Here is a 25,386-nt window from a genome sequence, read left to right as displayed (position 1 = left end):
AGGTGAAATGATAATGTCGAAACCTAAAGTATTCGAAAAACCGATTGGTTTGAAAGATTATTTGCCACACGCAGTCACGAAGCTGCGTCAAATTGAGAATCAAGTGCTTAATTGTATGGCTTCTTGGGGCTATGAACAAATTATGACCCCTACAATGGAGTATTACGATACGGTAGGCGTGGCGAGCTCCACGTCGGATCAGAAGCTGTTTAAATTGCTGAATAATCGGGGTACAACGCTAGTACTTCGCTCTGATATGACTGCGCCGATAGCGCGTGTTGTATCTTCGCTGCTTCAAGAATCGGAATTCCCGATACGGCTTTCTTATCACTCGAATATCTTTCGCGCGATTGAAGAGGAAGCAGGACGCGAGGCGGAATTTTTTCAAACGGGCGTTGAGCTTGTAGGAGATGCTTCGGCTGAAGCAGATGCTGAGGTTGTAGCTTTGGCAATTGCTTCACTGAAAGCGGCTGGCGTTAAGCGCTTCAAGATTGCGATTGGTCATGTGGGCTTCTTGAATGGCCTATTCGGGGAAACGTTGGAAGGACGCGCGGAAGCGCAAGAGGAGCTTAAGGGCTGCTTACTTGGCCGAGACTATGTCGGCTATCGGGAAAAGCTGCGTGAGCTATCCCTTTCAGAACCCGTTCAGCGTGAGCTTGAAGGCATTCTTAGGCTGCGCGGCGGGCAGGAGATCTGTGACCAGGCGCTTCAGCTTAGCAAGGACGAAACCGCTCAGGCATCGATTCGCCATTTATGCGAGATGTGGGATGTGCTGACGGCTTACGGTGTATGTGAGCATGTGATGATCGACCTAACCATGATCGGTGACTTTAAATATTATACGGGAATGACTTTCGAAGGCTACGCAGCCGATCTAGGCTTCCCAGTTGCAAGTGGCGGGCGCTATGATAATTTGTTGAAGCAATTTGGCCGCCCAGCACCTGCTACAGGCTTTGCAATTAAGACGACACGTATCTTGGAGCTTATTGGTGATGGTGAGGGTGATAAGCCTGAGCGCGAGCGGATTCTTATTGGTTATGATGCCAGCGGCCGTGCAGAGGCATTAGCAGAAGCACAGCGGCTCCGTGTAAGTGAAACGGCTGTAATCGTAACAGAGAAAATGGATACAGAAGCGCAGCGCAGGGTTCTACGTGCAGCGGTTGCGGCTATTACCAATGATGTTGTAATTGCGCGAGAGACTGGTGATAAGGGGAAAGTTGTTGTTTATAAAGGGGTACCTTTTACGAAACTATTGACTTTCTTCGCCAATCATCATGAACAGGGAGGTTCGGCGTAATGAGCTTGGATAACGGTTTATATGCTCCGGACCAGTCTGGTCGCGAGCTGCTGAAGGTAGCTATGCCGAAGGGACGTATTTACAAAGTGGCATCGAAGCTGTTTCGTGAAGCAGGCGTTCCGATTCCAACTGACTTTGATGATACGCGCAAGTTGATTATTGAACTGCCGGAAGTAGGCATGTCTTTTATTATGGCTAAGCCGGTTGATGTGCCTACTTATGTTGAATATGGGGTAGCGGATATCGGCATCGTGGGCAAGGATGTACTTATGGAAGAGAACAAGGATGTCTATGAGCTCCTCGATCTAGGTATCGCCAAATGCCGCATGTCCGTTATTGGGATGCCGGACTGGAAGCCAGCTATTAATCCTCGTGTAGCGACCAAATATCCGAGTGTGGCCTCACAATATTTCCGTGAGCTGGGGCAGCAGGTAGAGGTTATTAAGCTGAATGGCTCGATTGAACTGGCGCCGCTTATTGGTCTAGCCGATCGTATAGTGGATATGGTTGAAACCGGTCAAACATTGCGTGAGAACGGACTCGTAGAGATGGAGACTATCTTCGGTATTACGAGTCGGCTGATTGCCAACCGTGTTAGCTACCGGATGAAGAACGAAGAGATTCAAAGCTTGTGTGACAAGCTTCAGCATGCGATTGCTGCCAAAGCGAGTGTATAGCAAGGTATGAAATATAGCGACGTATTATAACGAGTACAGCGCGAAGGAAAGGTGGCGAGGCGCATGCGAATGCTGCGTGCGGAGGAGTTTGGTTTGACCCGCGAGGTAGAGTACGGGACACCGGAGCAAAATGAAGCGGTCCGGCAGATCGTTGAAGCGGTCCGTACGGAGGGAGACTCGGCATTGCTGCGCTATACGGAGCAGCATGACCGCATGAAGCTGGACGCCGCTTCACTGCGCGTGACTGATGCCGAGATTCAGGCTGCGTACGAGAAGGTGGACGATGCATTCTTGACGGCCATTCGAGAAGCAGCCGTGAACATTCGTAAGTTTCACGAGAAGCAGCTTCGCCAATCCTGGGTAGATGTTCAGCCTGACGGAACGATGCTGGGCCAGCTGCTTCGGCCTTTGAAGCGGGTTGGCGTGTATGTACCAGGAGGTAAAGCGGCTTATCCATCATCCGTGCTGATGAACGTTATTCCTGCACAAGTAGCGGGTGTGCCAGAGATCGTCATGGTTACACCGCCTGCAACAGGCGGCAAGTCAGGGATTGATCCCTACATTCTTGTCGCTGCAGCTGAGGCGGGAGTGAAGGAAATGTACCGTGTCGGAGGCGCACAGGCTGTTGCCGCGCTTGCTTATGGCACAGTATCCATTCCACCGGTAGACAAAATCTGCGGTCCCGGCAATATTTATGTAGCGTTAGCTAAACGGTTAGTTTTTGGTGCGGTTGATATCGATAGCATCGCTGGACCGAGTGAAATCGTTGTTCTAGCGGACGAGACAGCTAACCCTTCTTATATAGCTGCTGATCTTCTATCTCAAGCAGAGCATGATGAGATGGCTTCTGCTATTCTGGTAACGACGTCAACGAAGCTGGCTGAGGCTGTCTCCGCTGAAGTACAGCGACAGCTAGCAACGCTTCCTAGGGAGACGATTGCTCGGCAATCTATCGATAACTATGGAGCCGTCTTGATTGCCCAGTCGACAGCGGAAGCCATAGCGGTTATTAATCGAATGGCGCCAGAGCATCTCGAGATTATGGTGGCAGAACCAATGGCAATGCTTGGCCGAATTGAGAATGCTGGAGCCATCTTCGTGGGCCCCTACAGCTCAGAACCGGTAGGTGATTATTTTGCCGGTCCTAATCATATTCTGCCGACGAATGGAACGGCTCGCTTCTCATCGCCTGTAAATGTAGATGATTTCGTGAAGAAATCGAGTCTAATCTACTACAGCAAAGAAGCTTTATTCTCGAACGGGGATAAAATAATGACGCTTGCCCGCCACGAAGGGCTTGAGGCGCATGCTCGCGCTATTGAGATCCGGCTGGAACAAGAACGGGAATAAAAGCATCATAGCAGCAGATGCAAGCTTCTAGAAGCAGAGTAGCAGCAGATTGGAGCTTCTAGAAGCTGAGCAGCTTTGCTAGAGGCTAGAAATAAATAGCAAGCACGTCAGAAATGACTTGCTTGCGGGTGATATTATTTTTATGGAAAGAAGGGTTACCATGGCAGATCACGTTAATCGCGCAGCTGAAGTGGCGCGCAAAACGAACGAAACGGATATTAAGCTGGCTTTTGCCATCGATGGTACGGGCAGCGCGAAGATTGAGACAGATGTGCCTTTCCTGAATCATATGTTGGATTTATTTGCGAAGCACGGACAATTCGACCTGACGGTTGAAGCACGCGGGGATGTCGATATTGATGATCATCATACGGTCGAGGACATCGGAATTTGTCTGGGACAAACGATTCGAGAAGCACTTGGCGATAAACGTGGTATTAAGCGTTATGCCTCTGTATTTGTTCCGATGGATGAAGCGCTAGCACAGGTTATTATTGATGTTAGTAACCGTCCGCATTTTGAGTATCGTGCGCAATATCCTTCCTCACAGGTGGGCAGCTTCTCGACGGAGCTTGTTCATGAATTTCTTTGGAAGCTTGCGCTAGAAGCTCGGATTACGCTTCATGTCATCGTTCATTACGGCGTGAATACCCATCATATGATTGAAGCGGTATTCAAGGCACTTGGTCGCGCTCTAGATGAGGCGACAAGTATCGATCCGCGCGTACAAGGAGTACCTTCCACGAAGGGAGTGCTGTAAGATGATCGCGATCATCGACTATGGCATGGGTAATCTCCACAGCGTTAGCAAGGCCGTGGAACGGCTAGGCTACGAAGCAATCGTAACAGCAGATGCCAAAGAAATCATGGAGGCGGACGGTGCGATTTTGCCAGGTGTTGGTGCTTTTGGCGACGCGATGCAAAATTTGAAAAACACCGGACTCGAAGAGGTTACGAAGTATTATGCGGCCTCTGGAAAGCCGCTGCTGGGCATTTGCTTGGGGATGCAGCTGCTATTCAGCGAGAGCGAAGAATATGGCTCTCATCAAGGCCTAGGCCTTCTCCCTGGAACAGTCGTCCGATTCAAAGGTGATTATAAGGTCCCTCATATGGGCTGGAATAAGCTCTCTTTTTTGCAGGAAAGTCCTTTGTTTAAAGGGCTCGAGGAAGGCCATGTCTATTTTGTCCATTCCTTTCATGCGAAGCCTGAGCGCAAGGAGGATCTGCTCTCTACATCGGATTACCATCAGCAAGTTACTGCGATTGTAGGTCGAGGTAACATCTATGGGATGCAGTTCCATCCAGAGAAGAGCGGCGATCTTGGCATGAGTCTGTTAGGTAATTTCTTGGCACTTGCCAATGCTCGCGACGTCGCAAGGTAGTAAGAAAGTTGTGTAGAAGGAGGGCGGCATCCCTATGCTAGCCAAACGGATTATCCCTTGTCTCGATGTCAAGGATGGACGAGTTGTGAAAGGTGTCAATTTCGTCAATTTGCGTGATGCAGGCGATCCTGTCGAACTTGCGGCTATTTATGATAAAGAAGGCGCAGACGAACTAGTATTCCTTGATATATCGGCATCGATCGAAGGTCGTGCTACGATGGTTGAAGTCGTCAAACGGACAGCTGGAGAGATTACGATTCCATTCACAGTTGGCGGGGGCATCTCGCATGTAGATGATATGAAGCGGCTGCTGCGAGCTGGTGCAGACAAAATCGGCATTAACACCGCAGCCGTTAAGAATCCTACATTAGTCAAAGATGGCGCACGGAAGTTCGGCTCACAATGTATTGTCGTAGCCATTGACGCGAAATTCAACCCGGCATGGGGCGAATGGGAAGTCTTCACTCACGGGGGCCGTAATGCGACTGGCATGAAAGCACTGGCTTGGGCGAAGGAAGTAGAGCAGCTTGGAGCGGGAGAAATATTGCTTACGAGCATGGATGCGGATGGAACGAAGGATGGGTTTGATCTTAAGCTGACAAAAGCGGTGTCGGATGCGCTTGGCATACCTGTCATAGCATCAGGCGGTGCTGGTAAGGTTGAGCACTTTTACGATGTATTCGAGCAAGGACATGCGGACGCTGGACTTGCAGCAACGATTTTTCATTATAAAGAATTGACGATCCGCGACGTGAAAGAAGACCTGCGGCAGAAAGGAATCGAAATACGATGAGCTCAAGCAAAATTTTGGAAACAGTGATCACGGATATTAAATGGAATGAGGCAGGTTTAGTTCCTGTCATTGTTCAGGATGCAATTAGCAAGGAAGTACTGATGATGGCTTATATGAATCAAGATTCACTTGCGAAATCAGTAGAAACGGGTGAAACATGGTTCTGGAGCCGCTCGCGCAATGAGCTATGGCATAAAGGAGCAACAAGTGGTCACATCCAGCGTATTGTTTCCATGCATTACGACTGCGATGGTGATACACTGCTCGTTCGTGCAGAACAGACTGGAGTAGCTTGCCACACAGGCTCATACAGCTGTTTCTCTAACCAAATTGAGGGAATTACAGGCGCAGCAGCAAACGACAATAGCGCTGCGAGTACCACACTTTCCAGTGATCGATTCGCGATGCTGAACCAGCTGGAGGCTGTTATCGCTCAGCGTTACGCAGAACGTCCAGAAGGTGCCTACACCACTTATTTATTCGAGAAGGGTGTCGACAAAATTCTTAAAAAGGTTGGCGAAGAATCAGCAGAAGTCATCATTGCAGCTAAAAATCAAGATAACGATGAGCTTCGCTGCGAGGCGAGCGATCTTATCTTCCACTTGATGGTACTGCTTCGTGAACGTGGGCTACCACTTGATGACTTGATGACGGAGCTTGGACGCCGCCACAACAAATCAAAGCAGTCTTAATGTCTCAAACCAGAACCGAGCCCGCTAATGTGGTGCTCGGTTTCATGACGTTATACAGCTCTAGCTGCTGTATGGTATCCGGTGTTCCAGTTATTTCAAATGGATTTACTGAGACGTCTTCTTGCTAGTAACGTATGACAGAGTAGGGTGTGTCGTATTGGTGACATAAAATTTGGACGAAGCTCGTGTAAGCACTTGAAAGACGCCGGAAACCAGCTATTTGCGCCAGTTGATGACGATAATTGGCTTAGGAAAGTTTTTTGAATTATCCATGAATCCATGTATAATGAAAGTTGTCGAAACAAGCGGCCATAACAAGGCAAACTTTAGTGTTCTAATCGCTCAGGAGGGTATCATGTTTAGCGACAAGCTACGTATTTTCTCGGGTTCATCGAATCCCAAACTTGCCCAGCAGATTAGTGAAGAACTGGATCTGCCGCTAGGTAAGATTAAATTATCTCGTTTCAAAAGTGGCGAGATCTATGTCCATTACGAGGAAACGATCCGAAATTGTGACGTCTTCATCGTGCAGTCGTTTTCCCATCCGATTAACGATCATTTTGTCGAATTGCTCGTTATGATTGATGCAGCTAAGCGTGCTTCTGCACGAACCGTCAACATTATCATGCCGTATTACGGGTATGCTCGACAAGAACGTAAAGCTGCTCCGCGTGAACCGATTTCGGCTAAAATGCTTGCGGATGTTTTGACGACAGTCGGCGCGAACCGCGTCATTACGATTGATCTTCATGCACCGGCTATCCAAGGTTTCTTCAATATTCCTGTCGATCACTTGACGGCGCTGGATTTGATCAGCGACTATTTGAAAGCCAAAGATATTAAGAACCCGGTTGTCGTTTCACCAGATGCCGGACGAGCCTCTACAGCGGAGAAACTGGCTAATTACCTAGATTCGCCGTTTGCTATCATGATTAAGAAGCGTCCAGCGCACAATGAGTCGATTATCACTCATGTTATTGGTGATGTAACCGGACAAACGCCGATTATTATCGAGGACTTGATTGATACAGGCACGACGATTGTAAATGTTGTGGAAGGTCTTAAAGAGCGCGGTGCAGAAGATGTTTATGTCTGTGCTACACACCCGTTGTTCTCTGGTCCGGCCCTTCAGCGATTGGATCATCCGAATATTAAAGAGGTAATCGTTACCGACTCTATCTCGCTTCCTGAGAAGCACTCGGATCGCTTTACCGTTCTATCGGTAGCACCTATGCTTGCTGAAGCGACTCGTATTATTATGCAAGGCGGCTCGATTAGTACTTTGTTCAAAAATGCAGGCGTATAAATCTGCTGCCAGGCAAGCTTTATATCCTGCACATTCTGTGTAGGATAAAAACTTGGAGCGCTAGAAAGATTGTACGCTTCAACAACATATGGCCGAAATTAATGGCATTTTACCTGAAATCGCGGGCTTTCGTTGCGTCAACAACCGCCTATCCAGTTATGGATCGTGCAACCGTTTACGCAGAAAGTCCGCGATTTGCCACATATTCTTTCGTTTATGGATAGACCGTGCTATGGTATAATCGTAGCAACTTTGATGTACCGGGGAGGTGCCTTGCAGATGAAAGAAAAGAAAATTGCGGCTGCTAGTCATAAAACAAAAGTAATACCAATTCAATGGGACGCGACATTCTTCTTCGAGCGAGCCGTGCGCTCGCTGGATCGCTATCATTATGACAAGGCACTAAAGTATTTTCGGCGTGCTGCCGAGTACGAACCGGATAATCCGGTCAACCATTGCAATATGGCCGGCATTTTGTCGGAAATGGGTAATTATGAAGAATCAAATCGAATTCTAAGATCGATTGTAGATGAACTGGATTCAGAGATGACGGAATGTCACTTTTATATGGCAAATAATTTTGCCAATATGGAACAGTATGAATCTGCGGAGGATTCGCTCGTTCGTTACCTAGAGGAAGATAACGATGGGCAGTTTCTGGAGGAAGCAGAAGAAATGCTGGAGCTTCTTCACTTCGAGCTGGAGCGTCCGACGAAGCTTGCTTTTATCAAGGCAAGACAGGGATTCTTCGAGCATGATCAAGCTCGTAGCTTGCTTGAAGAAGGTAAGTTCGTAGAAGCGGTGAGACTGTTAGAGAGTATCGTTGAGAAGAACGGTGAATTTCTTGCAGCTCGCAATAATCTGGCCTTGGCCTATTACTACATGGGTATGTTCGATAAAGCGATGACCGCGATTTATGAAGTACTGGATATTGAAGCAGGGAATCTGCATGCCTTGTGCAATTTGGCCATTTTTTATCAGCATTCCGGGGATAAAGAACAATTGGAGCCTCTTGTTGCTTTGCTTGCGAAGACTGTTCCTTTTCATCAGGAGCATGTGTTTAAATTAGCTACGACTATGGGAATTCTAGGGGAACATGGTGAGGCTCATCGTCACTTCGTTCGTTTGCTTAAAGATAGCACTTTGCGAGATGACCCTTGTCTGTATCACTATACAGCGGTCGCGGCTTGTAATATAGGCAGATATGATGAGGCACAGCGGATGTGGCAGCAGACCAATAAGATGGATTCCGGATCTAATGTTCCCGGTTATTATTTGGAACAGCTGGAGCTTATGCGCAGTGGGAATAATCCTGCACCGACCAGCTACCATTACCACCTTCCGTTTGAGGAACAGTTCAAATTGTGGGAGAAGTCCACGGATGCACTGCCGGATCATATGAAACGGGATCCACTTGTTCGTTCTTCCTTCTTCTGGGCACTTCGTCACGGAGATCGCCATACGAAGCTGCAGGTAATTCAGGCACTTGGCTTGATTGCAGATAATGAAGTAAAGGATGCGCTTCGTGAGTTTATCGTAGAGCCGCAAGAGGATGATTATCTGAAGAGAATCGCCATCTTTGTTCTTCGCTCTATCGGTGTTCATGAGTCGTTGAAGGCGATTCTGGAAGGAAAAGAAACCATTATCGAACATAGCCGCATGCCATCCCGGCTGCCGGTATGGGAAGATAAGTGGCAGGCCGTCCTTGAAGCTGCGCTAGTTCGAATGAATAAGCATTACGATTTGGTGCAGCAGCATGATCTACTAACACTTTGGATTGAGTTTCTATCGCGGATCTACCCGGATGCTCCGAAGCTTGGCAAAGTGGAAGGCTGGGCGGCTGCTCTCGAATATTTGACTGCCAAAATGCATAGACGCGCTATATCGTATCATGAAGTAGCCGTGCGTTATGGGACTTCGATCGCAACGGTGAGTAAATGCGCAAAACGTATTGACGAGATATGTGGAATTAAAGAAAAAATGAAAATGATTTTCCCGGCGCTTGCGGATCATCGTGAGTAAGTGGGAAAACGTACTGTAAAGGAGCTAACGATTATGTACAAAACGATTATTATTGGAACAGGTCCTGCCGGCTTAACAGCTGCCATTTACTTAGCTCGTGCGAACATGAACCCACTTGTTATCGAAGGTCCAGAGCCAGGTGGACAGCTTACAACAACGACGGAAGTTGAGAACTTCCCAGGTTTTCCAGAGGGCATTATGGGACCTGATTTAATGGCTAATATGCGCAAACAAGCAGAACGCTTTGGCGCTGAGTTCCGCACAGGCTGGGTAAATTCAGTTGATACCTCTAAACGTCCCTTTACACTACAGGTAGAAGGACAAGGTGAGCTGCAAGCTGAATCGCTTATTATCTCAACTGGGGCTTCAGCCAAATATCTGGGTATTGATAATGAACGTGAGAATATCGGACGTGGCGTAAGTACATGTGCAACATGTGATGGTTTCTTCTTCCGTGGTAAAAAAATCATCGTTGTTGGTGGAGGAGACTCTGCTATGGAGGAAGCGAGCTTCCTTACTCGTTTTGCTTCCGAAGTCGTTCTTGTTCATCGTCGAGATGAGATGCGCGCTTCAAAAATTATGCAGGATCGTGCGCGCGAGAATAGCAAAATCTCTTGGGCGCTTGGCCGTACACCGCTTGAAGTGGTAGCGGGTCCGCTCGGCGTTACTGGGCTTAAAGTTCGTAATAACGAGACAGGCCTAGAAGAAGTCATCGAAACGAACGGAATTTTCGTAGCGATCGGTCATACACCGAATACCAAATTCCTGGGCGGACAACTAGAAACGGATGAAACGGGTTACTTGATCGTGAAGCCAGGAACTTCGGAAACGAACATTGAAGGTATATTTGCCTGTGGAGACGTGCAGGATCATAAATATCGTCAAGCCATTACAGCAGCAGGCAGTGGTTGTATGGCTGCCCTTGATTGTGAGAAATTTATTGAAGGTCATCCCACTCATGACTGGAGTCAAACTTTATAACAGCAAGCAGAGTGATTAAGGTAATTGACAAGTGGTGACGCTGTCCAGAGTACTGGGCAGCGTCGCTTCGCGTCAGTCCATAACAATACGATTATGCTAGTAATAGCATTCATAAAGTGAGTAATTACTAGGGGAAATAAAGGACGCGCAGCTAGGTTCAGCAAGTCTCTATTCCCTTGACCAGTTAGAAGCGTTCGCTTATAGTTGGAACAGAAACACCCCAATTTCATATTACGAGGTGGCCCATTCATGTCAGAGAAGATCGTTATTGGTGTTGATATCGGCGGTACGGCAATTAAAGTAGGTATTTGTAGCATCGAAGGTGAATTGCTGCATACGTATGAAGGACCGACGGGTGTTGAACATGGTTCAGATGCGGTATGTCAAAATATAGCGGATTATGCAAAACTGATCGTGGAACAATCCTCCTTTGAGTGGGAGCAGGTTGAAGGTGTTGGTGTTGGAATCGCGGGATTCATTGATATGGCTCAAGGAATCGTGAAATTCTCACCTAATTTACATTTTCGCAACGTACCTTTAAAAACGATTTTGGAAGAAAAGCTGGGAAGGAAAGTTCTCGTCAATAATGATGCAAACGTCGCAGCACTTGGTGAAGCGTGGGCAGGCGCAGGTCGTGGTATTGCAGACTGTGTATGCTATACACTAGGTACCGGAGTAGGCGGCGGTGTAATTATAAATGGCAGGATTGTTGAAGGATCACGCGGTATGGCAGGCGAGCTTGGACATATGTCGATCGTACCTGATCTCGAAGCCATCCAATGTGGTTGTGGCAAAATGGGATGTTTGGAAACTGTCTCTTCTGCAACGGGCATCATCCGAATGGCAAAAGATGCAGTAGAGCGCGGTGATCGCACATCCTTATCATTTGAGCCGAATATTATGGCGAAGGAAGTCTTCGATGCAGCCAAAGCTGGCGACGAAGTTGCTATTCGTATCGTCAATCGTGCAGCCTTTTACCTAGGTAAATCATTAGCTGCAGTAGCTGTTGTATTGAATCCACAACGGTTTATTATCGGCGGCGGTGTCTCCAAGGCTGGTGAGTTTCTGTTCGAGCAGATTCGTGAAGTATTCCAAAAGATGACTCCTGAAATTGCGCAAGAAGGCGTCGAAATTGTGCCCGCTATTCTTGGCAATAACGCAGGTATTGTCGGTGCAGCCGGCCTAATTATTCGTTCATAATTGGTTTTTATAGCTTTTAGCTTGGATTGTTACTGATAACCGGGTGCGGATAGTTCTGTGATTACGGGGACATGTTTAATAAGAACCGAAGCGCATGATTATGCGGTTACAGTCGGTAAGGAGGGTAAGCGATGGATGCGGGAACAGCAATGGCAAAGCTGGTCATCATCACGGGGATGTCCGGTGCGGGTAAAACGATTGCAGTGCAAAGCTTAGAGGATTTCGGTTTTTTCTGCGTCGATAATTTGCCACCGGTTCTTATTCCGAAGTTTGCTGAGCTCATCGAGCAATCGAACGGTAAGATCGGTAAAGTAGCGCTAGTGATTGATCTCAGAGGACGTGAGTTCTTTACTGCGCTGTCGGAGTCTCTTAATTATATGAAGGATCACTATACGATCGGCTATGAAATTCTCTTTTTGGATGCAACTGATAGTGTACTCGTTCAGCGTTATAAAGAAAGCAGACGTCGTCATCCACTTGCACCCGAGGGACTTCCGCTTGAGGGCATTAGGCTGGAGCGACGTATGCTGGAGGACTTGAAGGGCTGGGCTACGCAGGTTATTGATACGAGCAGCCTCAAACCAGGTCAGCTTAAAGAACGTATCATGTCTCGTTTCACCAACACCGATTTGAGTACGATTTCTGTAAATGTGACTTCATTTGGCTTCAAATATGGGATTCCTATTGATGCAGATTTGATCTATGATGTTCGTTTTCTTCCAAATCCACATTATATAGACCACTTGCGCCCAAATACGGGCCAAGATCCAGATGTCTATGATTATGTAATGAAATGGCCAGAAACGCAAACCTTCCTCTCAAAGCTGCTTGATATGCTGCAATTCCTTATTCCTCTTTATCGGAAAGAGGGAAAAAGCCAAGTGGTAATCGGCATTGGCTGTACAGGTGGTAAGCACCGATCGGTCGCGATTGCTGAATATCTGGGCCGGATGCTTGGCAGCAGTGATACAGAGTTCGTTCGAGTGAGTCATCGCGATTCTGATCGCGATCGGAATTGAGGTTAGCTGATGAGCGAACAACGGAGAAGTGAGCAGCAGCCTCGTATCGTCGTAATTGGCGGCGGTACAGGGTTGTCCGTTATGCTGCGCGGACTGAAGGAAAAACCGCTTGATATTACAGCAATTGTAACGGTTGCGGATGATGGTGGAAGTTCCGGTATTCTTCGTAACGAGCTTCAGATGCCGCCTCCAGGTGATATTCGTAACGTCTTGATTGCACTTGCAGATGTGGAGCCTCTGTTATCGGATATGCTGCAGTATCGTTTCAACGCGGGTACTGGACTCGCGGGGCATAGTTTGGGTAATCTTATGCTTGCAGCCATGACGGATATATCCGGTGACTTTGTTTCAGGCGTGAGGATGTTAAGCCGTGTTCTGGCTGTTCGTGGGAGAGTTCTACCTGCAGCCGGTCAGGCGATTAACCTTCATGCAGAAATGATGGATGGGACTATTGTTTCAGGAGAATCCAATATTCCGAAGGCCGGTCAGCCTATAAAGCGTATATTTATTGAGCCCGCAGATGTGGAGCCTCTAGATGAGGCCGTTCAAGCGATCCAAGAAGCGGATGCTATTCTCATTGGACCGGGTAGTTTATATACGAGTATTATTCCCAATCTACTTGTTCCGAAACTTGCACAGAGTATTGTCGATTCCAGTGCGGTTAAGATGTTCGTGTGCAACGTGATGACGCAGCCAGGTGAAACGGATAATTATAGCGTTAGCGATCATCTTGCGGCGGTTCATGACCATATTGGTCATCACTTGTTTGATTATGTTATAGTAAATGATGGTGAAATTCCACCTCAGGTTCAATTGAAATACGCTGAGCTCGGTGCCAAAGCGGTTCATTTGGATTTGGACGAAGTGACTCGGCGCGGATACAAAGTAATAGCAGATCGACTTGTTCTGTTTAGGACGTTTCTGCGTCACGACGCCATGAGATTAAGCCATCATATTTATCAGCTTGTAGAAAGCTGGATGGAACGAAAGAGGTGAGGGTAAATGTCTTTTGCGGGACAAACGAAAAAGGAATTGACGCTCATTGAAGCGGACGTATGCTGTGAAAAAGCAGAATTGTCTGCCCTTATTCGAATGAACGGTTCTGTTTCGGTGTCCAGCCGCAAAATCATTCTCGATATCTCTACCGAAAATGCCGCGATTGCTCGGAGAATCTACACGCTTCTGAAGAAGCAGTTCGATGTGCATACGGAGCTGCTCGTTCGTAAAAAAATGCGGCTTAAAAAAAACAATGTCTATATTGTGCGCATTCCAGCCAAAGTGCAGGAAATATTGAGCGAGCTTAGAATTGTATCGGAAGGATTTATGTTTAATCAGGGCATTGATAAAGATATGATCCGCAAGCCATGCTGCAAACGTTCCTATTTGCGCGGCGCCTTCTTGGCAGGCGGCTCTGTTAATAATCCAGAAGGCTCCTCTTATCATTTGGAGATATCGACGATGTACGAAGAGCACTGCAAATCCCTTGTGGATCTCGCCAATCGCTTCGACCTGAACGCCCGCTGCATTGAGAGGAAGAAAGGCTTTATCTTCTACATGAAAGAGGGCGAGAAGATCATCGAGCTCTTAAGTATCATTGGCGCCCATCAGGCTTTGTTTAAATTTGAAGATGTTCGAATCATGCGCGATATGCGGAATTCCGTCAACCGGATCGTAAACTGTGAGACGGCTAATCTGAATAAGACGATTGGAGCCGCTGTCCGCCAAATCGATAATATAAAACTGCTTCAGCGCGAAGTGGGCCTTGAGACGCTTCCAGACCGTTTGCGAGAAGTCGCAGAGGTGCGACTTTTGAATCCGGATCTGAATTTGACTGAGGTCGGTGAGATGCTAAAGGGTAAAGTTAGCAAGTCTGGGGTCAACCATCGGCTAAGAAAAATTGATCAACTTGCGGAAAAGTTGAGGAACGGTTAGCATAAGGCTAGTGCAGTTCTCACAAAAGTGGTATAATAGTGGAATAAAATAAAGTTTGTACTGTCAATCGTACGATTGAATTTCCTATAGGGGGTAAGGTTTCCATGACTAGGCATCCGGTTGTCGTTCGACTGAAAACGGGTCTCCATGCAAGACCGGCCGCACTTTTTGTTCAGGAAGCAAATAAGTTTTCTTCCGAAGTGTTCGTCGAGAAAGACGATAAAAAAGTAAATGCAAAATCGATTATGGGCATTATGAGCTTAGCCATTAGTTCAGGTACAGAGGTGACGATCAGTGCGGAAGGTTCGGATGCCGACCAAGCTGTAACCGCTTTAGTCAATTTGGTCAGCAAGGAAGAATTGGAAAACCAATAACAGGAAGAATATCCGCTAACTGGTTACCTATTTAGAGAAGCTCCCGTTGGGAGTTTTTTCTTTTTTCAGGACCTATACTAACATGCAACAATTACAGCAACTGGTACGTTATAGTAGACAAGAACATAAGGGAGTTGAGACTATGAGTAAAAGTTGGATAGAACGTCGTCGTAACTTGTTAATTGTTGTGCCAGCACTTGCAATTGCCATTGGCGTGGGTGCTTTGACGGGTGTCGGTGGAAGTGGGAAGAATGCTGTTTATGCATTGGGGGAAAGTAATGTGCAGCAAAAATCAACCATCACCGTTAATGGTAAAGGTGAGCTGCAGGCTGCACCAGATGTAGCTATTGTGAATGTAGCTGTTGAGACTCGTGCACTTACGGCTAAAGAAGCGCAATCCAAGAATGCTGTCGAATTCGCAGGCATTAAGAAGCTTCTCTTTGATACTTATAAGATGGCATCTAAGGATGTGCAAACAGTAGGCTTCTATGTACAGCCGGAATACACGTACAATAACACGGATGGAACAAGCAAAGTAAAGGGTTATCTAGCTACACACAGCTTACAGATTAAAACACGTGATCTGGACGGAATCGGCAAATTACTTGATGCTCTATCAGTGTCAGGTGCTAATCGGATAGATGGCGTGCAATTTGATACCGAGAAACAGGATGAATACGAGCTTCAAACACTGGATAAGGCTATGGCCAATGCAAAAGCTAAGGCGCAAGCACTAGCTAAAGCTGCAGGAAAGCAATTGAAGGATGTCATCACGATTTCACAAAATGGTGTCAGCAGCACACCGATCTTTAATCAGAGGAATTTAGCTGCTGCTCCTGATAAATCAGGTGGCATGGATACATCAGTGGAGACAGGACAAATAACATTGTCAACGGATATCACGGTTGTGTACGAAATGCAATAAAAATACAAAAGGCATCCATTCTCCTGAGTAGGAGGAATGGATGCCTTTTTCCTTACCGCTATTATTGTGCGAGAGGTGATTGATTGTCGTTAGTGGAAAGACCACGCTGCTGAATGGCTTGCTTAATAAGCAAAATGAATTCTTCGGAAAGTCGCATGGCAACCGCCTCATTGTATACTTCAACTAAATGAGTATCGCTAAGGGGACGCAGTAGGAGTGACTTGTCTTGCATGGGTAGGAACAAATTATTAGAGTCAGAAGCAGTCATTGGCTGCTTGTATGATGATTCGTACGTTGGCGCGTATGAAGTGTATACCGTACCGGGTTCACTGGACCGAATGAAATTTCGCACGCTTGCGAATGGATTCGATAGTTTCATGCGTGTGCAACTCCGTTTTTTTAGATTTATAATAATTTTTAATTTCAACCCAAGGGACGGCGAATATGGAATCATTTAGTACATATTAACATGAAATGAAGAGACCGTCCTTAGCGATTCAGCTTGCTGAATTGTTCTTGACACTATGTAAAATATATGGTAAAAGCTAGGCGATGATGTGGAGGAGAGTTGAAAAAGAGCGCCAATCCGATGATCGGATTGGCGCTCTTTGGACGGTTCTTATTCTTGTTTACAGTTTCTCAATCACTTTATCTACAAGCCCGTAAGCTTGGGCTTCGGCAGCAGACATGAAATAATCACGGTCTGTGTCGCGTTCGATTTTCTCAAGAGATTGACCGGTACGCTCTACCAGAATTTTATTCAAAGTATCACGTGTTTTGATAATATGTTTAGCACGAATTTCGATATCGCTTGCCTGCCCTTGTGCGCCGCCAAGCGGTTGGTGAATCATCACTTCGCTGTTGGGCAATGCGAGGCGTTTGCCTTTCGCACCTGCTGCAAGTAAGAAAGCACCCATGGAAGCTGCCATACCTACGCAGATTGTCGAAACATCCGGCTTAATGAATTGCATCGTATCAAAAATGGCGAGACCAGATGAAACCGAACCGCCAGGACTGTTAATATAAAGCGAGATGTCTTTCTCGGGATCGTCGGCTGCAAGGAACAAGAACTGAGCGATGATGGAATTTGCGACCATATCATTAACCGGTGTTCCAAGGAATACAATCCGATCCTTCAGCAGTCGGGAGTAAATGTCGTAAGCCCGCTCTCCGCGGTTGCTTTGCTCAATAACCATAGGTACGAAATTCATTTCCATTGTAAGTCCCTCCTAAATAATAATGAGCCTTGTAAACCCATCATAACGGATTGCAATTTAAAAGTCAAAGATGGTCAAACGAAGGGTGTGAAGGGTTCTGACGAGGGCTTTTTTATACAGATAAGCTGCAATAAGAGCCGTGATATATGCCTAAACTACGTGGGGAGAAAGATAAAGGACCATTCGATGTAATCGAATGGTCCTGAATGTATAGAAGCAGTTATTTGTGTTATTATGGCGCGCCCGCCAGGAATTGAACCTGGATCTCAGGCTTCGGAGGCTTGCGTCATATCCATTGGACCACGGGCGCATGTGACAGCGAAGATAAGTATATGTGATGGAGATCATAAATGCAAGAGCCTTCACAAAGAAAAATTTGTGTAAATCGTGACAGAAAGCGATTTCATTGACAAAAGCTGACTTGCTCCTATCTGAAGTTTGGAGTACAATAAGTGTGGGACTTAAAAAGCGCATGCGGGACATAATACGTCCACAACGCATGATAGCTCGTTCGTCAGCGGGAGTTGATGTTGAAAGATGCAGTCTCTCATCGAAATACAACAGCAGCTTTTGCCAGATATGCTTGTAGTTATGAGGAAACGGTACCTTATTCTCCGTCAGGTTATGCTCTCGGATATGATTGGCCGTCGAACGCTTGCCGCTTCTCTAGATATGACGGAGCGGGTATTACGTGCAGAGACAGACTTTCTGAAGTCGCAGGATCTTCTTCTCATTGATGCCGCCGGAATGCGGATCAGCGAAGCGGGAAAGCGACTGCTCGAGGACATGGAGCCTTATTACAAAGTCATGTTTGGGCTCTCGGAACTCGAAGAGCGGATACGTAAGCATTTTGGGCTGAAGCAGGTCGTAGTCGTCGCTGGTGATTCGGAGAATTCACTTCATTCTAAGCGAGAGCTCGGCAGAGCTGGTTGTACGGCCTTGCGTAAAGCAATGGGCAAAGATGATGTAGTAGCCGTAACAGGTGGTTCAACGATCGCTCAGGTTGCGAGTCAATTGACCTCACAGACGCCACTTAAGGGCAACTGGTTTGTCCCGGCACGAGGCGGTCTTGGTGAGAGTCTTGATTATCAGGCGAATACGATTGCATCTACGATGGCAAAAAGAACAGGCGCACAATACCGGATGCTTCATGTACCGGATCATCTAGGTGAGGAAGCTTATACCTCCTTGATGCAGGAGCCTAATGTTCGGGAAATCGTGGAAGTTATTCGAAAGGCCCGCATTGTCATCCATGGGATCGGGGACGCTATAGTAATGGCACGCAGGCGGCGTGTAGATGCAACTGTCATCGAAGCGATGAAAGCAGAAGGTGCTCTGGCTGAATCCTTTGGATATTATTTTGACCGGAAGGGTGCCGTTGTACGTAAAATGCTGACAGCCGGTCTAAGGCTGGAAGACATCATGGAAACCGAAGTGGTTATTGCAATAGCAGGCGGTCAGCACAAAGCCGAAGCCATTGCTGCTGTTATGAGATTCGGACATGATGACGTGCTTGTCACAGATGAGGCTGCTGCTATGGAATTAGCTGCTATTATGGATAGGGAAGAAAAACAGTAACCATAATGTTGATCATGACGGATGCTAGTGGCTCTATGCCGCTGCTTAATCCGTTTTGAGATAAATGTAAGAAGATATCATGACTAGGAGGAAGAATAAAATGGTAAAAGTTGGTATTAATGGATTTGGTCGTATCGGTCGTAACGTATTCCGCGCAGCTCTGAACAACCCGAACGTACAAGTGGTGGCTGTTAACGATTTGACAGACACTAATACGCTGGCTCACCTGCTTAAATATGACACGACTCATGGTATTCTTGATGCAACTGTTGAAGCTAAAGAAGGCGCTTTGGTAGTAAACGGACGCGAAGTTAAAGTATTTGCTGAGCGTAACCCAGAGAATCTTCCTTGGGGACAAGAAGGCGTAGAAATCGTTATCGAATCCACAGGTATCTTCACAGCGAAAGAAAAAGCTGAGCTTCACCTTAAAGGCGGAGCGAAAAAAGTTATCATCTCCGCTCCAGCAACTAACGAAGACATCACAATCGTTATGGGCGTAAATGAAGATAAATATGATGCTTCTGCTCACACAATTATCTCCAATGCATCATGTACAACAAACTGTCTTGCTCCTTTCGCAAAAGTTCTTAACGACAAATTCGGAATCGTAAAAGGAATGATGACTACTATTCACTCCTACACAAACGATCAATCCGTACTTGACGTTCCACATAAAGATCTGCGCCGTGCTCGTGCTGCTGCAGAAAACATCATTCCTTCATCCACAGGCGCTGCAAAAGCGGTATCCCTTGTATTGCCTGAGCTTAAAGGTAAACTAAACGGAATGGCTATGCGTGTTCCTACACCTAACGTTTCCGTTACTGACCTTGTAGCTGAATTGAAATCCAACGTTACTGTTGAAGAAATCAATGCTGCATTCAAAGAAGCTTCTGAAGGTGCTTTGAAAGGTATTCTTAACTACTCCGAAGAGCCGCTTGTATCGAGCGACTATAATGGTGACCCAGCTTCTTCCACAATCGACGCTTTGTCGACTATGGTTGTTGAAGGTAACATGGTTAAAGTTATTTCTTGGTACGACAACGAGTGGGGCTACTCGAACCGTGTTGTAGACCTTTGTGGTTACGTTGCTTCAAAAGGCCTGTAAGTAAATAAAGGGGAGGTTACTATAACCTCCTCGTTTTTTGACGGGTGCTTCGGGAAAGATGCTCTGCTAAACTTTTGTTCATTTGGTCTAGAGAGTTCCTTTTTCTGAACACCCCATACCCCCGAAGGAGCTACTTGTGGTAGCTCCTTTGCGGCACTTTGTGGCGGGTACGCTTTATGCCCGGAGACCCTTAACTTATATAAACCTACTGGCGGCGATTGCTGAAGAATTGCCCGGATAGTAGGTATGGATAGCATGGAGAGCTTTGAATATAAGAAGACCTTCGGACCTTGGAAGGTCGTCTACACTGGGAGGCTACATGAATGAATAAGAAGAGTGTACGTGACGTTGAAGTATCCGGGAAACGCGTGTTTGTGCGTGTAGACTTTAATGTACCGATGGAGAACGGCGCAATTACAGATGATACTCGTATTCGCGAAACCTTGCCAACGATCAAGTATTTGATCGAGAATGGTGCAAAGGTTATTTTGGCTAGCCACATGGGTCGTCCTAAAGGCCAAGTTGTTGAAGAGCTTCGCTTAACTAAAGCTGCTGCGCGTCTCTCTGAGCTGCTTGGCAAGCCAGTAATGAAAGCAGATGAAGTGATCGGCGCTGCTGTAACTGCACAGGTTGAAGCTTTGAAAGAAGGCGACGTGCTGCTGCTTGAGAACGTTCGTTTCAATGAAGGCGAAGAGAACAATGATCCAGCATTGGCAAAAGCTTTTGCCGAGCTTGCTGATTTGTTCGTTAATGATGCATTCGGTGCAGCTCACCGTGCTCATGCTTCGACAGAAGGCATTGCGCACTTCCTCCCAGCTGTATCCGGCTTATTGATGGAGAAAGAGCTTGACGTGCTTGGCCGTGCGCTTCTGAAGCCAGAACGCCCGTTCACAGCAATCGTTGGTGGATCCAAAGTTAAGGACAAAATCGACGTTATCAATAAAATGATCGAGATCGCAGATAACATTCTTATTGGCGGCGGCTTGTCCTATACATTCTTCAAAGCGCAAGGTCATGAAATCGGTCAATCCTTGGTCGACAACAGTAAGCTTGACCTGGCTCTTGAATTCATCGAGAAAGCGAAGAAGCTGGGCAAAAACTTCCTTATTCCAGTTGATATCGTCATTTCGGATGATTTCAGCGCGAGTGCAAACACGCAAATCGTTAATGTTGATGGCATCCCTGCAGATTGGGAAGGCATTGATATCGGACCGAAAACACGTGAGCTTTATGCGGATGTTATCAAAAACTCCAAGTTGGTTGTATGGAACGGACCGATGGGCGTATTCGAAATCGAGCCATTCTCACACGGTACACGTGCGGTTGCACAAGCTTGTGCAGAAACTTCTGGCTACACCGTTATCGGTGGTGGCGACTCTGCAGCAGCAGCTGAGAAATTCGGACTTGCAGACAAGATGGACCACATCTCTACTGGTGGCGGCGCATCCCTAGAATTCATGGAAGGCAAAGCGCTTCCGGGCGTTGTTGCACTTAACGATAAGTAAGTAAAGCTTATAGGTACGAAGCAGCTTTGCTTGGACACCATGTTTAAGTTAAACTTATGAAGTAGCGTTGCTACTCAAAGTTTAAAATTATGCTTACGAAGTAACTTTGCTTCACAAAGTTAAAGATTATGCTTACGAAGTAACTTTGCTACACAAAGTTTTAGGAGGAACGATCATGCGTAAACCGATTATTGCAGGTAACTGGAAAATGTTCAAAACGGTTTCCGAAGCGACAGCTTTCTTCGCAGACGTGAAGGGCAAAGCAGAGGTTGATGGCGTTGAAGCTGTTATTTGTGCGCCTTACACGACGCTGCCGGCGCTTGTAGAAGCGGCTAAAGGAACAACAATTGCAATTGGCGCTCAAAATCTTCACTTCGAAGACAATGGTGCGTTCACAGGTGAAATCAGCGGCGTCATGCTGAAGGATCTTGGCGTGAAATATGTTATTATCGGTCACTCGGAGCGCCGTGCGTACTTCGCGGAATCCGACGAAATCGTTAACAAGAAAGTTCATGCTGCATTCAAGCATGGCTTGACTCCGATTGTTTGCGTAGGCGAGAAGCTTGAAGAGCGCGAAGCGGAACAAACGAAGGATGTTTGCAAAGTGCAAACAGAAGCAGCTTTCCAAGGCATATCCGCTGCACAAGCAGTTGAAGTTGTTATCGCATACGAGCCGATCTGGGCTATTGGTACAGGTAAATCTTCGACATCTGCTGATGCAGAAGACGTTATTGCTTACATTCGCAGCGTAGTGGCTGGCTTGTATGATGCAGCAACAGCTGAAGCGGTTCGTATTCAATACGGCGGCAGCGTAAAACCGAATAATGTAGCAGAATACTTAGGTCAACCTAATATCGACGGCGCTTTGGTAGGCGGAGCAAGCTTGGAAGCTGCTTCCTTTATTGAGCTAGCCCGGGGGGCGAAGTAAATGTCAGCTCCAAAACCAGTAGCACTTATTATCTTGGACGGCTTTGGTCTTCGTAATGATGTAACAGGCAATGCGGTTGCACAAGCAAACAAACCGAACTATGACCGTTACTGGGCTGCCTATCCGCATACAACCTTAACGGCTTGCGGTGAAGCGGTTGGTTTGCCAGAAGGTCAAATGGGCAACTCCGAAGTTGGTCATTTGAACATCGGTGCTGGCCGGATTGTCTACCAGGATCTGACGCGGATTAGTAAGTCCATTCGCGATGGAGAATTTTTTGATAATGAAACACTGCTTGGTGCTGTTCGTCATGCCAAAAGCAATGGCAAGAAGCTGCATTTATATGGTCTTCTGTCAGATGGCGGCGTTCATAGCCACATCTCCCACTTGTTTGCTCTGCTTGAACTAGCTAAGAAGGAAGAATTGAGTGAGGTTTATATTCACGCCTTCCTTGATGGCCGTGACGTTTCCCCTGATAGTGCAAAGGGATATCTGGAGCAGCTTGTGGCGAAGATTGCAGAGGTTGGTGTAGGTCACATTGCTACCGTACAAGGTCGTTATTATGCGATGGACCGCGATAAACGGTGGGAGCGTACGGAGAAATCGTATCGCGCCATGGTTTATGGCGAAGGCCCACAGTATAAGGATCCAGTGGAAGCTGTTGTTGAATCTTATAAGCAATCGGTGTTCGATGAGTTCGTTATGCCAACGGTCATCGTGAAAGAAGATGGTCAGCCTGTTGGTTTAGTTGAATCCGAAGATGCTGTTATTTTCTTCAACTTCCGTCCTGACCGCTCCATTCAGCTGTCGCAGGTATTTACAAACACGGATTTCCAAGGCTTTGACCGTGGTCCTCAAGCACCGAAGGATCTGTATTATGTCTGCCTGACGTTGTTCAGTGAAACAGTTGGCGGCTATGTCGCTTACAAACCGAAGAATCTCGATAACACGCTGGGTGAAGTTCTTGTGCAGAACGGCAAGAAACAGCTTCGGATCGCAGAGACAGAGAAATATCCTCATGTAACGTTCTTTTTCAGCGGTGGACGTGATAAAGAACTGCCTGGCGAGACGCGTATTCTGATTAGCTCACCAAAGGTTGCTACTTATGACTTGCAGCCTGAGATGAGTGCGCCTGAAGTAGCAGCTGCGGCTGTGAAGGAAATTGAAGCGGGTACACAGGATACGATTATCTTGAACTTTGCTAACCCGGATATGGTTGGACATTCCGGTATGCTGCTGCCTACGATCAAAGCGGTAGAAGCTACTGATGAATGTCTTGGTAAAGTAGTGGAAGCTGTACTTGCCAAAGGCGGCGTATGTCTGATTACGGCTGACCATGGTAATGCTGATATGGTAATCGATGAGAATGGCCGTCCATTCACGGCTCATACGACAAATCCGGTTCCATTCATCGTAACCAAGCAGGGCGCTGCACTGCGTGATGATGGTGTTCTTGCCGATATCGCACCAACCATTCTTGCCTTGATGGAGCTTACCAAACCTGTCGAAATGACAGGCAGCTCACTCATTAAAGAATAATTTGCAGGCTACGAATCATTGACGCTTGTGACGGCTATCGTTAGAAGCTGAATATAAATGGGAACGGCTGATGCTGATCCTCAATTCAAACAAAACCATAATAAAAGGAGTGTTTCGTTCATGTCTATCATTACTGACGTTTATGCACGCGAAGTGCTTGACTCCCGCGGTAACCCGACGGTAGAAGTAGAAGTTATTTTGGAATCCGGTGGCAAAGGCCGCGCAATCGTACCATCTGGTGCATCCACTGGTGCCTATGAAGCAGTTGAGCTTCGCGATGGCGACAAAAGCCGTTACCTAGGTAAAGGTGTTCTGCAAGCTGTTGACAATGTAAACTCCATTATCGCGCCAGAAATCATTGGTCTTGATTCTCTTGATCAAGTACTAATCGACCGTACAATGATTCAATTGGATGGAACGCATAACAAAGGCAAATTGGGCGCTAACGCTATTCTAGCGGTATCCATGGCAACTGCACGTGCAGCTGCTGATGCGCTTGATGTTCCACTTTACACTTACCTTGGCGGATTCAATGCTAAGACGCTTCCAGTACCAATGATGAACATCGTTAACGGTGGAGAGCATGCCGATAACAATATCGATGTTCAAGAGTTCATGGTACTTCCAGTTGGCGCAGAAAGCTTCAAAGAAGCTCTTCGCATCGGAGCAGAAATCTTCCACAACCTGAAATCGGTTCTGAAAGATAAAGGCCTGAACACAGCTGTAGGCGACGAAGGCGGTTTCGCACCTAACCTTGGTTCCAACGAAGAAGCAATCACAACAATCATCTCCGCAATTGAGCGTGCTGGCTACAAACCAGGCGTTGACGTATTCCTTGGTATGGACGTTGCTTCTACTGAGTTCTACAAAGACGGCAAATATCACCTTGAAGGCGAAGGCAGATCGTTTACTTCCGCTGAGTTCGTAGACCTGCTTGCTTCATGGGCAGATAAATACCCAATCATCACCATCGAAGATGGTTGTTCCGAAGATGACTGGGAAGGTTGGAAATTGCTTACTGAGAAATTGGGCGGCAAAGTACAGCTCGTTGGTGATGACCTGTTCGTAACGAACACAGAGCGTCTTTCTGATGGTATCGACAAAGGCGTAGGTAACTCGATCCTTGTCAAAGTAAACCAAATCGGTTCACTTACTGAAACATTTGATGCCATTGAAATGGCTAAACGCGCTGGTTACACAGCTGTTATCTCCCACCGTTCCGGTGAATCCGAAGATAGCACAATTGCTGACATCGCAGTTGCTACTAATGCGGGTCAAATCAAAACAGGTGCTCCGTCCCGTACGGATCGCGTAGCAAAATACAACCAATTGCTTCGTATCGAAGATCAACTGGGCTCCACAGCAATCTATGCAGGAAAAAGCGCATTCTACAACCTGAAAAACTTCAGCAAGTAAGATGTGATAGCTGGGCTGACCGATCATGCTAAACGGACAAGCAAGCTAAACGGACAAGCAAGCTAAACGGACAAGCAAACCAAATTAACAAAAGAATGTCCCATATGGTGAGGTAGTTCTCATTTGGGTATTGGTTATAATAAGGGAA

General features: G+C 46.8%; 24 protein-coding genes and 1 tRNA gene. 22 read left to right on the top strand and 3 right to left on the bottom strand.

The genetic code is table 11. From position 1 onward, the window contains the following. The first annotated feature begins 13 nt into the window (after positions 1-13). From EKN16_RS22175 to EKN16_RS22100, 16 genes are all read left to right on the top strand, one after another. Positions 14-1,297, top strand: a complete 1,284-nt coding sequence (locus tag EKN16_RS22175; RefSeq protein ID WP_125662343.1) for an ATP phosphoribosyltransferase regulatory subunit — start codon at positions 14-16, stop codon at positions 1,295-1,297. Beyond that, positions 1,297-1,974, top strand: a complete 678-nt coding sequence (hisG, locus tag EKN16_RS22170; RefSeq protein ID WP_125662340.1) for an ATP phosphoribosyltransferase — start codon at positions 1,297-1,299, stop codon at positions 1,972-1,974. Before EKN16_RS22175 ends, hisG begins: the two co-directional genes overlap by 1 nt. 63 nt (positions 1,975-2,037) lie before the next feature. Beyond that, positions 2,038-3,324: a histidinol dehydrogenase gene (gene hisD, locus EKN16_RS22165; protein WP_125662337.1), complete on the top strand. Its 1,287-nt coding sequence runs from the start codon at positions 2,038-2,040 to the stop codon at positions 3,322-3,324. A gap of 160 nt (positions 3,325-3,484) precedes the next feature. After that, on the top strand, positions 3,485-4,084 hold the full coding sequence (hisB, locus tag EKN16_RS22160) for an imidazoleglycerol-phosphate dehydratase HisB (RefSeq protein ID WP_125662334.1): 600 nt from the start codon (positions 3,485-3,487) through the stop codon (positions 4,082-4,084). A gap of 1 nt (position 4,085) precedes the next feature. Beyond that, positions 4,086-4,706 (top strand): imidazole glycerol phosphate synthase subunit HisH, encoded by a 621-nt coding sequence (gene hisH / locus EKN16_RS22155; protein ID WP_125662331.1) that lies wholly within the window; start codon positions 4,086-4,088, stop codon positions 4,704-4,706. Between the two features lie 34 nt (positions 4,707-4,740). Next, positions 4,741-5,499, top strand: a complete 759-nt coding sequence (hisF, locus tag EKN16_RS22150; RefSeq protein WP_125662327.1) for an imidazole glycerol phosphate synthase subunit HisF — start codon at positions 4,741-4,743, stop codon at positions 5,497-5,499. Next, on the top strand, positions 5,496-6,191 hold the full coding sequence (hisIE, locus tag EKN16_RS22145) for a bifunctional phosphoribosyl-AMP cyclohydrolase/phosphoribosyl-ATP diphosphatase HisIE (protein ID WP_125662324.1): 696 nt from the start codon (positions 5,496-5,498) through the stop codon (positions 6,189-6,191). Before hisF ends, hisIE begins: the two co-directional genes overlap by 4 nt. A gap of 355 nt (positions 6,192-6,546) precedes the next feature. Next, positions 6,547-7,497 carry a ribose-phosphate diphosphokinase gene (locus EKN16_RS22140; protein ID WP_125666531.1) on the top strand — a complete coding sequence of 317 codons (951 nt, stop codon included), beginning with the start codon at positions 6,547-6,549 and terminating at the stop codon, positions 7,495-7,497. A gap of 279 nt (positions 7,498-7,776) precedes the next feature. Then, positions 7,777-9,519 (top strand): tetratricopeptide repeat protein, encoded by a 1,743-nt coding sequence (locus EKN16_RS22135; protein ID WP_125662321.1) that lies wholly within the window; start codon positions 7,777-7,779, stop codon positions 9,517-9,519. A 33-nt stretch (positions 9,520-9,552) separates the two neighbouring features. Further along, entirely contained in the window at positions 9,553-10,500 is a 948-nt protein-coding gene (gene trxB / locus EKN16_RS22130; protein ID WP_125666529.1) for a thioredoxin-disulfide reductase, read from the top strand. Between the two features lie 249 nt (positions 10,501-10,749). After that, a complete protein-coding gene (locus tag EKN16_RS22125) occupies positions 10,750-11,700 on the top strand; it encodes an ROK family glucokinase (RefSeq protein ID WP_125662319.1) in 951 nt (316 codons plus the stop codon). 131 nt (positions 11,701-11,831) lie between these two features. Continuing rightward, positions 11,832-12,719 (top strand): RNase adapter RapZ, encoded by an 888-nt coding sequence (rapZ, locus tag EKN16_RS22120; protein WP_125662316.1) that lies wholly within the window; start codon positions 11,832-11,834, stop codon positions 12,717-12,719. A gap of 9 nt (positions 12,720-12,728) precedes the next feature. After that, positions 12,729-13,715 carry a gluconeogenesis factor YvcK family protein gene (locus EKN16_RS22115; protein WP_125662313.1) on the top strand — a complete coding sequence of 329 codons (987 nt, stop codon included), beginning with the start codon at positions 12,729-12,731 and terminating at the stop codon, positions 13,713-13,715. A gap of 6 nt (positions 13,716-13,721) precedes the next feature. Further along, positions 13,722-14,651 carry a DNA-binding protein WhiA gene (gene whiA / locus EKN16_RS22110; protein WP_125662310.1) on the top strand — a complete coding sequence of 310 codons (930 nt, stop codon included), beginning with the start codon at positions 13,722-13,724 and terminating at the stop codon, positions 14,649-14,651. Positions 14,652-14,755: 104 nt separating this feature from the next. Then, a complete protein-coding gene (locus EKN16_RS22105) occupies positions 14,756-15,025 on the top strand; it encodes an HPr family phosphocarrier protein (protein WP_090583454.1) in 270 nt (89 codons plus the stop codon). A gap of 142 nt (positions 15,026-15,167) precedes the next feature. Further along, a complete protein-coding gene (locus EKN16_RS22100; protein WP_164522946.1) occupies positions 15,168-15,950 on the top strand; it encodes an SIMPL domain-containing protein in 783 nt (260 codons plus the stop codon). 61 nt (positions 15,951-16,011) lie between these two features. Here EKN16_RS22100 and sda read toward each other — a convergent pair whose 3' ends face one another. The 3 genes from sda to EKN16_RS22085 form a co-directional block, all read right to left on the bottom strand. Beyond that, positions 16,012-16,329, bottom strand: coding sequence for a sporulation histidine kinase inhibitor Sda (sda, locus tag EKN16_RS22095; RefSeq protein WP_164522945.1), 318 nt, complete (start codon positions 16,327-16,329; stop codon positions 16,012-16,014). A 250-nt stretch (positions 16,330-16,579) separates the two neighbouring features. After that, positions 16,580-17,161, bottom strand: coding sequence for an ATP-dependent Clp endopeptidase proteolytic subunit ClpP (gene clpP, locus EKN16_RS22090; RefSeq protein ID WP_179955638.1), 582 nt, complete (start codon positions 17,159-17,161; stop codon positions 16,580-16,582). A gap of 241 nt (positions 17,162-17,402) precedes the next feature. After that, positions 17,403-17,477 (bottom strand) — tRNA-Arg (locus EKN16_RS22085). 227 nt (positions 17,478-17,704) lie between these two features. Here EKN16_RS22085 and EKN16_RS22080 point away from each other — a divergent pair. From EKN16_RS22080 to eno, 6 genes are all read left to right on the top strand, one after another. Next, complete coding sequence (locus EKN16_RS22080; RefSeq protein ID WP_125662298.1) at positions 17,705-18,745, top strand: sugar-binding transcriptional regulator; 1,041 nt, start codon at positions 17,705-17,707, stop codon at positions 18,743-18,745. A 100-nt stretch (positions 18,746-18,845) separates the two neighbouring features. Continuing rightward, the gene (gene gap / locus EKN16_RS22075) at positions 18,846-19,850 is read left to right on the top strand and encodes a type I glyceraldehyde-3-phosphate dehydrogenase (protein WP_125662295.1); all 1,005 of its coding nucleotides are present in this window, start codon (positions 18,846-18,848) and stop codon (positions 19,848-19,850) included. A 323-nt stretch (positions 19,851-20,173) separates the two neighbouring features. Next, positions 20,174-21,355: a phosphoglycerate kinase gene (locus EKN16_RS22070; protein WP_125662292.1), complete on the top strand. Its 1,182-nt coding sequence runs from the start codon at positions 20,174-20,176 to the stop codon at positions 21,353-21,355. A gap of 175 nt (positions 21,356-21,530) precedes the next feature. Further along, a complete protein-coding gene (tpiA, locus tag EKN16_RS22065; protein ID WP_125662289.1) occupies positions 21,531-22,283 on the top strand; it encodes a triose-phosphate isomerase in 753 nt (250 codons plus the stop codon). Then, a complete protein-coding gene (gpmI, locus tag EKN16_RS22060; protein WP_125662286.1) occupies positions 22,284-23,822 on the top strand; it encodes a 2,3-bisphosphoglycerate-independent phosphoglycerate mutase in 1,539 nt (512 codons plus the stop codon). Between the two features lie 120 nt (positions 23,823-23,942). Continuing rightward, on the top strand, positions 23,943-25,238 hold the full coding sequence (eno, locus tag EKN16_RS22055; RefSeq protein WP_125662283.1) for a phosphopyruvate hydratase: 1,296 nt from the start codon (positions 23,943-23,945) through the stop codon (positions 25,236-25,238). The last annotated feature ends 148 nt before the right edge of the window (positions 25,239-25,386 follow it).

This window comes from Paenibacillus baekrokdamisoli (genome assembly GCF_003945345.1).
In the GTDB taxonomy this organism is placed as follows: Bacteria; Bacillota; Bacilli; order Paenibacillales; family Paenibacillaceae; genus Paenibacillus_Z; species Paenibacillus_Z baekrokdamisoli.
The sequence above is the reverse complement of the archived record's forward strand: the minus strand, read 5'-3'. Positions and strand labels throughout refer to the sequence as shown.

Coding starts and splice junctions, on each gene's coding strand:
- EKN16_RS22175 (WP_125662343.1), top strand. CDS start 14: ATGTCGAAACCTAAAGTATTCGAAAAACCGATTGGTTTGAAAGATTAT.
- hisG (WP_125662340.1), top strand. CDS start 1,297: ATGAGCTTGGATAACGGTTTATATGCTCCGGACCAGTCTGGTCGCGAG.
- hisD (WP_125662337.1), top strand. CDS start 2,038: ATGCGAATGCTGCGTGCGGAGGAGTTTGGTTTGACCCGCGAGGTAGAG.
- hisB (WP_125662334.1), top strand. CDS start 3,485: ATGGCAGATCACGTTAATCGCGCAGCTGAAGTGGCGCGCAAAACGAAC.
- hisH (WP_125662331.1), top strand. CDS start 4,086: ATGATCGCGATCATCGACTATGGCATGGGTAATCTCCACAGCGTTAGC.
- hisF (WP_125662327.1), top strand. CDS start 4,741: ATGCTAGCCAAACGGATTATCCCTTGTCTCGATGTCAAGGATGGACGA.
- hisIE (WP_125662324.1), top strand. CDS start 5,496: ATGAGCTCAAGCAAAATTTTGGAAACAGTGATCACGGATATTAAATGG.
- EKN16_RS22140 (WP_125666531.1), top strand. CDS start 6,547: ATGTTTAGCGACAAGCTACGTATTTTCTCGGGTTCATCGAATCCCAAA.
- EKN16_RS22135 (WP_125662321.1), top strand. CDS start 7,777: ATGAAAGAAAAGAAAATTGCGGCTGCTAGTCATAAAACAAAAGTAATA.
- trxB (WP_125666529.1), top strand. CDS start 9,553: ATGTACAAAACGATTATTATTGGAACAGGTCCTGCCGGCTTAACAGCT.
- EKN16_RS22125 (WP_125662319.1), top strand. CDS start 10,750: ATGTCAGAGAAGATCGTTATTGGTGTTGATATCGGCGGTACGGCAATT.
- rapZ (WP_125662316.1), top strand. CDS start 11,832: ATGGATGCGGGAACAGCAATGGCAAAGCTGGTCATCATCACGGGGATG.
- EKN16_RS22115 (WP_125662313.1), top strand. CDS start 12,729: ATGAGCGAACAACGGAGAAGTGAGCAGCAGCCTCGTATCGTCGTAATT.
- whiA (WP_125662310.1), top strand. CDS start 13,722: ATGTCTTTTGCGGGACAAACGAAAAAGGAATTGACGCTCATTGAAGCG.
- EKN16_RS22105 (WP_090583454.1), top strand. CDS start 14,756: ATGACTAGGCATCCGGTTGTCGTTCGACTGAAAACGGGTCTCCATGCA.
- EKN16_RS22100 (WP_164522946.1), top strand. CDS start 15,168: ATGAGTAAAAGTTGGATAGAACGTCGTCGTAACTTGTTAATTGTTGTG.
- sda (WP_164522945.1), bottom strand. CDS start 16,329: ATGAAACTATCGAATCCATTCGCAAGCGTGCGAAATTTCATTCGGTCC.
- clpP (WP_179955638.1), bottom strand. CDS start 17,161: ATGAATTTCGTACCTATGGTTATTGAGCAAAGCAACCGCGGAGAGCGG.
- EKN16_RS22080 (WP_125662298.1), top strand. CDS start 17,705: ATGCAGTCTCTCATCGAAATACAACAGCAGCTTTTGCCAGATATGCTT.
- gap (WP_125662295.1), top strand. CDS start 18,846: ATGGTAAAAGTTGGTATTAATGGATTTGGTCGTATCGGTCGTAACGTA.
- EKN16_RS22070 (WP_125662292.1), top strand. CDS start 20,174: ATGAATAAGAAGAGTGTACGTGACGTTGAAGTATCCGGGAAACGCGTG.
- tpiA (WP_125662289.1), top strand. CDS start 21,531: ATGCGTAAACCGATTATTGCAGGTAACTGGAAAATGTTCAAAACGGTT.
- gpmI (WP_125662286.1), top strand. CDS start 22,284: ATGTCAGCTCCAAAACCAGTAGCACTTATTATCTTGGACGGCTTTGGT.
- eno (WP_125662283.1), top strand. CDS start 23,943: ATGTCTATCATTACTGACGTTTATGCACGCGAAGTGCTTGACTCCCGC.